8 protein-coding genes and 1 tRNA gene are annotated in these 6,196 nt (G+C 65.2%); 8 read left to right on the top strand and 1 reads right to left on the bottom strand.

Features of this window, described 5'->3' with window-relative positions; translation table 11 throughout:
• Positions 1-428 precede the first annotated feature (428 nt).
• The 4 genes from ACYP33_RS26990 (at position 429) to ACYP33_RS26975 (ending at position 4,443) form a co-directional block, all read left to right on the top strand.
• Positions 429-1,478, top strand: a complete 1,050-nt coding sequence (locus ACYP33_RS26990; protein WP_459624572.1) for a glycosyltransferase — start codon at positions 429-431, stop codon at positions 1,476-1,478.
• 1 nt (position 1,479) lies between these two features.
• Entirely contained in the window at positions 1,480-1,881 is a 402-nt protein-coding gene (locus ACYP33_RS26985; protein WP_459624571.1) for a GtrA family protein, read from the top strand.
• A 15-nt stretch (positions 1,882-1,896) separates the two neighbouring features.
• Positions 1,897-3,744 carry a hypothetical protein gene (locus tag ACYP33_RS26980; protein WP_459624570.1) on the top strand — a complete coding sequence of 616 codons (1,848 nt, stop codon included), beginning with the start codon at positions 1,897-1,899 and terminating at the stop codon, positions 3,742-3,744.
• Positions 3,745-3,918: 174 nt separating this feature from the next.
• Positions 3,919-4,443 (top strand): HD domain-containing protein, encoded by a 525-nt coding sequence (locus tag ACYP33_RS26975; RefSeq protein WP_459624569.1) that lies wholly within the window; start codon positions 3,919-3,921, stop codon positions 4,441-4,443.
• A gap of 79 nt (positions 4,444-4,522) precedes the next feature.
• On the opposite strand, the gene ACYP33_RS26970 is transcribed toward ACYP33_RS26975, so the two are convergent.
• A tRNA-Met gene (locus ACYP33_RS26970) sits at positions 4,523-4,599 on the bottom strand.
• A gap of 216 nt (positions 4,600-4,815) precedes the next feature.
• On the opposite strand from ACYP33_RS26970, the gene ACYP33_RS26965 reads away from it, so the two are divergent.
• From ACYP33_RS26965 to ACYP33_RS26950, 4 genes are all read left to right on the top strand, one after another.
• Positions 4,816-5,007, top strand: coding sequence for a hypothetical protein (locus ACYP33_RS26965; RefSeq protein WP_459624568.1), 192 nt, complete (start codon positions 4,816-4,818; stop codon positions 5,005-5,007).
• Positions 5,008-5,102: 95 nt separating this feature from the next.
• On the top strand, positions 5,103-5,303 hold the full coding sequence (locus ACYP33_RS26960) for a hypothetical protein (RefSeq protein ID WP_414442747.1): 201 nt from the start codon (positions 5,103-5,105) through the stop codon (positions 5,301-5,303).
• A 170-nt stretch (positions 5,304-5,473) separates the two neighbouring features.
• Positions 5,474-5,674, top strand: a complete 201-nt coding sequence (locus ACYP33_RS26955; RefSeq protein ID WP_414442746.1) for a hypothetical protein — start codon at positions 5,474-5,476, stop codon at positions 5,672-5,674.
• A 238-nt stretch (positions 5,675-5,912) separates the two neighbouring features.
• Positions 5,913-6,196, top strand: a 284-nt coding sequence (locus ACYP33_RS26950; protein ID WP_459624674.1) for a BrnT family toxin, incomplete at its 3' end; no start/stop codon positions are given.

Below are 6,196 nucleotides of genomic sequence, written 5' to 3'. Positions count from 1 at the left end.
GCGCGAGCCGGCCGATGACGAAGCGGGCCGCTTCCCCCGGCGGCCCGCGTGATCATGGGGAGGCGCGTCGCCTATCGCGTGACGCGTCGAGGTTTCCTTTCCGGCGCTCTGCCGGATGTTTCGGCGGCTGGCGGCCCCAAGTCGGACCAAGCCTGCGCAGCGATTTGCCGCGCGGCGGCCCGTGTTTTTCCTTCGATCCCGTCATCCTGCGCACGCCCGCATCGTGCCGGGACGGTTGCCGTGCGCGGCGGCCGGCTCCGGCGCGTCATGCCGCGTAAGGTAGAATCGCACGCTGTTTTTCGACCCGGCGGAATCGGGCAGCCGGGCACGGATTCGATGCGGCGGCGATGCCGGGCCGCCGTCGCCCCAACGGGGGCACGATGCCCTGAATGACAAGGCCGGCGCCGACCGGCCTTGCGGAAAGAATGATGACCACGACAACCATGTTGGACGGCCGGGCCGAGGGGCAGTTGCCCGCGGGCCGGGCGGCGGGCGAACCGCAAGCCGATGCACGATCCACCCCGACGAACGCCGGGGCCGCCGCACCAACGGTTGCCATCCTCGTGCCCTGCTACAACGAAGCCGTGACGATCGCGGCCGTGGTGGCCGATTTCCAGCGCACCGTGCCGGGCGCGATCGTCTACGTGTTCGACAACAACTCGACCGACGGCACCGCCGAGGTGGCCCGCCGTGCCGGCGCCGTGGTGAGCGGCGTGCGCGATCAGGGCAAGGGCAGCGTGATCCGCCGCATGTTCGCCGACATCGAGGCCGACGTGTACGTGCTCGTCGACGGCGACGACACCTACGACGCCACCGCCGCCCAGGCGCTGATCGACGGCGTGCTGATCGACGGGCGCGACATGGTGGTCGGCACGCGCCGCACCGACGAGCAGGCGGCCTACCGCGCCGGCCATCGCTTCGGCAACTGGATGCTGACCTCGTGCGCGGCCTGGCTGTTCGGGCGGACCTTCACCGACATGCTGTCCGGCTATCGCGCGTTCTCGCGCCGCTTCGTCAAATCGTTCCCTGCGCACGCCAGCGGCTTCGAGATCGAGACCGAACTGACCGTGCATACGCTCGAGTTGCGCATGCCGGTGGCCGAGATCGATACCGTCTACCGCTCGCGGCCGGAAGGCTCGGAGAGCAAGCTCAACACCTATCGCGACGGCTTCCGGATTCTGCTGACGATCCTGCGTCTGCTCAAGGCCGAGAAGCCGCTCGCGTTCTTCTCCGTGGGTGCGCTGCTGTGCGGGTTGCTGTCCGTCGGGCTGGCGCTGCCGCTGTTCGAGACGTATTTGAAGACGGGGCTCGTGCCGCGCCTGCCGACCGCCGTGCTGTCGGTGGCGATCATGCTGGCCGGGGCGATGTTCCTGACCTGCGGCATCGTGCTCGACACCGTCACGCGCGGCCGCAGCGAGACCAAGCGTTTCGCCTACCTGGCCGAGCCCGGGCCGCTGCATTTGCGCTCGCGCCGCTGAGATGCGCGGCCAGCTGTTCCGCTTCCTGATCGCGGGCGTGCTCGGCTTTGCCGTCGACGCGTCGGTGCTTTGGATCGCACTCGCCGCCGGGCAGGGCTATTTCGTCGGGCGCGCGCTGTCGTTCCTCGCGGCGGTCTGGACCACCTGGCAGATCAATCGCCGCTACACGTTCCGCCAATCCGACGCGCCACGCGGCTCGGGCTGGCGCGAATGGTGGCAATACCTGTTGGCCATGTCGCTCGGCGGCGCGGTGAACTACGCCGCCTACAGCGCCGTCGTGCTGAATGTTCCGGCCACGCGCTGGCTGCCGTTCGCCGGCGTCGCGGTCGGCTCGATCGCCGGGATGGCCGTGAACTTCGTCAGCGCCAGATGGTGGGTGTTCCGGCGTTCGGCACGGCCGTAAATTCCGGATTCCTCGATGTCCGTCTCCCGATCCTTCTCGTCCCGTTCTCATCCGCCGAGCCTGCCGCTCGCTTCGCGTATCGCGATCGTGCTGGTGCCGCTGCTGTTCGGCTGCTATTCGCTGTGGCTCGGCGCCGATTCGAACTGGGATCTGCACAACTATCACCTGTACGCCGCGTTCGCCTTCCTGCACGGCAAGCTGACCACCGACCTCGGCGCCGCGAGTTTTCAGGGCTATTTCAATCCGTTGCTGGACGTGTCGTTCTACTGGCTGAACACGCATTGGCCGCCGCGCCTGGTGGGCTTTCTGATCGGCGCGTTTCACGGGTTGACGTTCGTGCTGCTGCTCGACATCGCGCGCCGCCTGCTGGCCGGCCTGCCCGGCGACGATCGTCAGCGCGTGCCGTTCTGGCTGGCGCTGGCTGGCTGCCTGACCGCGAATTTCCTGTCCGTGCTCGGCAATACGATGGGTGACAGCACCACCGCCGTCGTCTGTCTGGCCGGCGTCGCGCTGCTGGTGGCGCATTGGGATGCACTCGGGCGCTTCAGCGTGCGGGGCTTCGCCGTGCTGCTGGCCGGCGGCCTGCTGATCGGGCTGGCGGCGGGGCTCAAGTTGACCAACGCGGTGTTCGCCGTGGCAGGTTGCGGCGCGCTGCTGGTGGCGATGCCGGGCAGGCTGCTGGTGCGCCTGCGCGTGGGGTTCGTGTTCGGCATCGGCGTGCTGGCGGGCTTTGCCTCGACCGGCGGCTACTGGATGCTGCGAATGTGGCACATGTTCGGGAATCCTTTGTTTCCGCAGTTCAGCGCGGTATTTCCGAATCCGCTGGTCAAGCCGCTGTCGATCAGCGATACGCGCTGGATGCCGCACGGCATCGTCGAGACGGTGCTGTGGCCGTTCATCATTTCGCTCGATGCGCATCGCGGCGGCGAGGTCGGGTTGCGGCAGATCATCTGGGCGATCGTCTATGTGCTCGGGTTGATCTGGGCCGCGCGTGCCGTGTCCGCAAGGCTGGCGGCGCACGGCGGCGAACGCATGGACCCGCGTGCCGCGTTCGTGATCGCGTATGTCGCGTTCGGCTTCGTGCTGTGGATGAAGCTGTTCGGCATCTATCGCTATATCGTGCCGATCGAGGTGTTCGCGCCGCTCGTCGCGTTCCTCCTGCTCACGCAACTGACGACGCATGCCCGCGCCCGGAGTTGGGCGAAGTGGCTGCTCGGGATCGCCACGGCGATCGTGGTGGCCGGCGGCGCGCCGACCTGGGGGCACAACGGCTGGGCCGATCCGCTCTATCACGCCGAGGTGCCGCCGCTCGACCAGCCGGCGCGTACCACCGTGCTGCTCGTGAACGCGGAGCAGCCGCGCGCGTGGCTCTCCACCTTGTTTCCGCCGGCGGTGGCGTTTGTCGGCGTGGATGTCGGATTCCCCGAGGGCGCGGGCTACATGCCGCGCGTGCACGAGATCGTCGACAGCCGCAAGGGGCCGGTGTACGCGCTGCTCGGGGGGGCCTACAACGGGCGGGCCGATACCGTCGCGCAACTCGATGCCACGCTCGGCGCGCTTGGCCTGACGCATGGCGAGCGCGGCTGCGCGATGCTGACGTCGCTGGTCAGGCGCGTGCGCCTGCATGCGGCGGTGCTGCCGGTTGCCGGGACGGACGGCCCGGCGCGTTGCACGATCGGCTTGCGCGCCGACGATGTGCGCGATATCGACGCCGAGAATCGCGCGATCGTCACGCGAATGGATGCCGTGCTGCATGCCCGCGGGTTCGCGATCGTGCCGGGGAGTTGCGGGGCGTATTCGGCGGGGATCGGGGCGGGGAAGGATCCGTATCAGTTCTGTCGGGTCGAGGTGTTGCGGCGCTGATGTTGCGCGTTGCGACGAACCGTCTCGATCGGACGATGATTGCCGGGCCGATCGCGCTGGCGGTCGCATCCGGAATGCGGAGTGTTGTTTTCGAGAATGGAATCGAACGTGTGGGGGCCGGCTATCCCTTACACTTTCGCAAAATCACGCGTGAGAGCGCAGGGGTGGTTACCGATGAGCAAGTTCATTGCCGCACTGGCATTCGCCGCCGAGAGACACCGACACCAGCGTCGCAAGGACGTCGATGCCTCGCCCTACATCAATCATCCGATCGCGTTGGCCAACGTGCTGGCCAACGAGGCCGGCATCGACGACGAGCCGGTGCTGACCGCCGCGATCCTGCACGACGTGATCGAGGACACCGCCACCTCGGAGCAGGAACTGGTGCAGTTGTTCGGCCAGATCGTGGCCGATATCGTGCGCGACGTGACCGACGACAAATCGCTGCCGAAAGAAGAGCGCAAGCGCCTTCAGGTCGAGCATGCCGCGCACATCAGCCGGCGCGCGAAGCTCGTCAAGCTCGCCGACAAGATCTGCAACCTGCGCGACATCGCCGAGAACCCGCCGGCCGACTGGCCGGAACAACGCAAGCGCGAGTATTTCGATTGGGCGAAGGACGTGGCCGACCAGGTGCGCGGCGTGCATCCGACGCTGGAGAGGTTGTTCGACGAGGCTTATGCGAGGCGGCCGGAGGCGTGAGGTAGGACGTGCCGCCCCGATATTCGGGCGCGGCACAGCAAAAAGCCCGCTTGCTTTCGCAGAGCGGGCTTTTGATATTTGGTTGCGGGGATAGGATTTGAACCTATGACCTTCGGGTTATGAGCCCGACGAGCTGCCAGACTGCTCCACCCCGCGACGCGTAGTGTACTCGGGGCGAGGGGGGAAGTCAAATGGATCGGGCGTGTATGGGTAGCGGGCTGGGTATGCATTCCCGCGCGCTGCGAGCGACGGTGCCCAGTGGATGCATGCGTTGAACCGTGTTGCAATTGACCGGACAGGTTTTGCAGTTGTTTGCGCTTCCCAAAAAGGGCCGATGCTATGTTCGCATCATCACCCTTGAAGGAGCTTCCGATGTCGTATTTCGATACTCTGCCGGTCGATGCAGCCGAATTCTCGATCGAAAAAGCAGCGTCGTTGGCGCTTCAGCAACTTGTGCTGGCGAAGCAACTCTCCGACAAGGTGCTGTTGACGCACGACAGTCAAACCGTGGCGACCGTCGCGCAGATCATCGCGATCAATTATCAGACGCTGTCTCGAACGTAGGTTCGTGGTTGGGCTGGCGAGTCGCTCGGTCGCGACGGTGAGACGCCGGACTTTTGTGCTTCCACTTTTTATCTTGATGGGATTCCACCGAAATCATGGACGAAGCAGCAATCACAGCGCGTATTCAGTCGCTTCAGGAAAATCGGCGCGCAGGCGAAGAGCAGCTTCGTCGACTCGATACGCAGCAGCGCGAACTGCAACAGACGTTGCTGCGTATCGACGGCGCGCTTCAGGTGCTGACCGAGTTGCTTGACGATGTGCGGCGGCACGGGGCTTCGGGGGAAGGGCCGGAGTAGTGTCGGCAGGTGGGGCTGGCGTCGACAAATTCCTGCACGTTAAGGCGCTGCGGAGGTTTTCCATAATTTGAGGCGATTCCGACAGCTTTGCCCCAAGCGCGGCTTTTCATTTGTGACGCGTCCGCTTTCGTGCCAGGATCACCGGTCATCCATAACAAACAGGCCAGACCATGAACGAAGCCACCATTTCCGCTCGCCTCCAGGAGCTGGAGGACAACCACCGGGCCGGCGAAGAGCAACTTCGCGCGCTTGAGAACAGGCAACGCGAATTGCAGCAAACCCTGTTGCGTATCGCCGGCGCGATCCAGGTGCTGAAGGAGTTGCGCGACGAACTTCGTCAGCAAGCGGTGTCTGGCGACGGGCAAGCGTAGCGCTAGATCGTGCCGGTTTTAAGCATGCCAACGCGTGTGCGATTCGAGCACACCTCGTTGTCACACATCCGTCCTGGCATCACCGGATGCACACCAGCCGATGGACTGGGCGTAGCACCCGGTCATCAGTGTCGACGCAGTTCGATACCGCCAGCGGGGCGGTTGGTCTCGTGCCCCTCGGTGATACGCGAGGCCTATGAACAAGGCCTTCGCATTCGTCGAACGAGTCATTGCCCTCATACGCAAGCAGCTTGAGCGGCTACAAAATTCCTCCGCAGGTCACTATGATGCGAACAAAAGCGAGAAGAACATCGCCGAGCGCGGCCTCTCCTTCGAGCTGGCTCGTGACTTCGAGATGGCAGGTGCGTTGATCGTGGAAGATGTCCGGATGGCGTATCCGGAGCGCCGCTTCCAGGCGCTCGGTTATTTAGACGATCGCCTTCATATGCTGGTGTTCACGCCGCGCGGCGGCATGGTTCACGTTATCAGCCTTCGAAAAGCCAACTCCCGTGAGGTGAAGAG

The organism is Burkholderia sp. 3C (assembly GCF_054589155.1).
This window is presented reverse-complemented; position numbering and strand designations above follow the sequence as displayed.

Excerpts from the sequence above, each read along its gene's own strand:
- ACYP33_RS26990 (WP_459624572.1), top strand. The coding sequence starts at position 429 with ATGACCACGACAACCATGTTGGACGGCCGGGCCGAGGGGCAGTTGCCC.
- ACYP33_RS26985 (WP_459624571.1), top strand. The coding sequence starts at position 1,480 with ATGCGCGGCCAGCTGTTCCGCTTCCTGATCGCGGGCGTGCTCGGCTTT.
- ACYP33_RS26980 (WP_459624570.1), top strand. The coding sequence starts at position 1,897 with ATGTCCGTCTCCCGATCCTTCTCGTCCCGTTCTCATCCGCCGAGCCTG.
- ACYP33_RS26975 (WP_459624569.1), top strand. The coding sequence starts at position 3,919 with ATGAGCAAGTTCATTGCCGCACTGGCATTCGCCGCCGAGAGACACCGA.
- ACYP33_RS26965 (WP_459624568.1), top strand. The coding sequence starts at position 4,816 with ATGTCGTATTTCGATACTCTGCCGGTCGATGCAGCCGAATTCTCGATC.
- ACYP33_RS26960 (WP_414442747.1), top strand. The coding sequence starts at position 5,103 with ATGGACGAAGCAGCAATCACAGCGCGTATTCAGTCGCTTCAGGAAAAT.
- ACYP33_RS26955 (WP_414442746.1), top strand. The coding sequence starts at position 5,474 with ATGAACGAAGCCACCATTTCCGCTCGCCTCCAGGAGCTGGAGGACAAC.